At 63.2% G+C, this 1,469-nt stretch carries 1 protein-coding gene; it reads left to right on the top strand.

Annotation, left to right across the window (positions count from 1 at the left end; genetic code table 11):
- Window positions 1-70: 70 nt before the first annotated feature.
- A complete protein-coding gene (locus tag HKK74_RS38815; RefSeq protein WP_376771596.1) occupies window positions 71-1,387 on the top strand; it encodes an IS256 family transposase in 1,317 nt (438 codons plus the stop codon).
- The last annotated feature ends 82 nt before the right edge of the window (window positions 1,388-1,469 follow it).

The raw sequence follows: 1,469 nt of genomic DNA, 5'->3' as shown, positions 1-1,469 counted from the left end.
TCCAGGGAGGGCACTGAGCGTGAGCATGATGGACGAGGCGAAGGCAGTCGGGGAGATCCTGGCCGAGGCCATGGAAGAGAGCGGGCTCGAGGCCGTCGTCTCGGAAGAGGAAGCAGCGGCGCAGCGGCTGGCCGAGTTGGTCAGCCCGCAGGCGATCGATCGGATGCTGGCCGATGCGCAGGCGTCGGGAGTGCCGCTGGACGGCACGGACGGGCTGATCAATCAGCTGACCAGAGCGGTGATCGAGCGGGCGCTGGGTGCTGAGATGGACGATCACTTGGGTTATGTGAAGGGCGACTCTGCCGGCAACGGGTCGGGCAATTCCCGTAATGGCCACTTCGGCAAGACCGTGACCACCACGGCGGGGCCGGTCCGCATCCAGGTCCCGCGGGACCGGAACTCCGATTTCGAGCCGAAGATCGTGCCGAAGAGAACGCGGCGGCTCGGGCAGATCGACGACATCATCTTGTCGCTGTATGCGCGAGGGATGACGACCCGCGACATCCAGGCTCATCTGAAGGAGGTGTACGGAGCCGATACCTCGCCGGAATTGATCTCCCGGATCACCGATGTAGTGCATGAGGAGATCGTCGAATGGCAGACCCGCCCGGTCGACCCGGTCTACCCGATTCTGTATATCGACGCCCTGGTGGTGAAGATCCGCGAGGGTGGAGTGGTCGACAACCGGGCCGCTCACCTGGTCGTCGGCGTCGACATGGAGGGCTTCAAGCACGTGCTGGGCATCTGGATCCAGGACAAGGAAGGAGCCAGGTTCTGGGGCAGCGTGCTGACCGAACTGCGCAACCGCGGCCTCAATGACGCCCTCATCGTGTGCTGCGACGGGCTCGCGGGCCTGCCTGAGGCGATCGAGCAGGTCTGGCCGGAGGCAAAGGTCCAAACGTGTGTGGTGCATCTGATCCGCACCTCGATGCGTTTTGTCTCCTACGGAGACAGAAAGACCATCGCCAAAGCGCTCAAGCCGATCTACACCGCCGTCAACGAAGCCGCCGCCAAGGCCGCACTGGAGAACCTGCGGCGTGAACACGGCAAGCGCTACCCAGGGGTCATCGCCGCGTGGGAACGGGCCTGGCAGCAGTTCATCCCGTTCCTGGAATTCGAACCCGAACTGAGAAAGGTGATCTACTCGACCAACACCATCGAATCGATCAACTTCCAGCTGAGGAAGATCACCAAAAATCGCGGGCACTTCCCCGATACCGACGCCGCGATGAAACTCCTCTATCTCGGGGTCCGGAACATCACCGGCCGGCATATCGACGGGACCGGGCTGGTGCGTGAGCGGGGAGAACGCGGGACCGGCACCTACGGCTGGAAACGGGCGCTGAACGCCCTGGCCGTCCGGTTCGGCGACCGACTGCCCCTCTAACCAAGATCACTAACAGCAACCAGCGAAGCCACCGAAGAAGGAAGAACGTCGCCCGAACTTACACATAGGACTTGACAGGCCC

This window comes from Actinomadura alba (genome assembly GCF_014323705.1).
Classification (GTDB): domain Bacteria; phylum Actinomycetota; class Actinomycetes; order Streptosporangiales; family Streptosporangiaceae; genus Actinomadura_C; species Actinomadura_C alba.
This window is presented reverse-complemented; position numbering and strand designations above follow the sequence as displayed.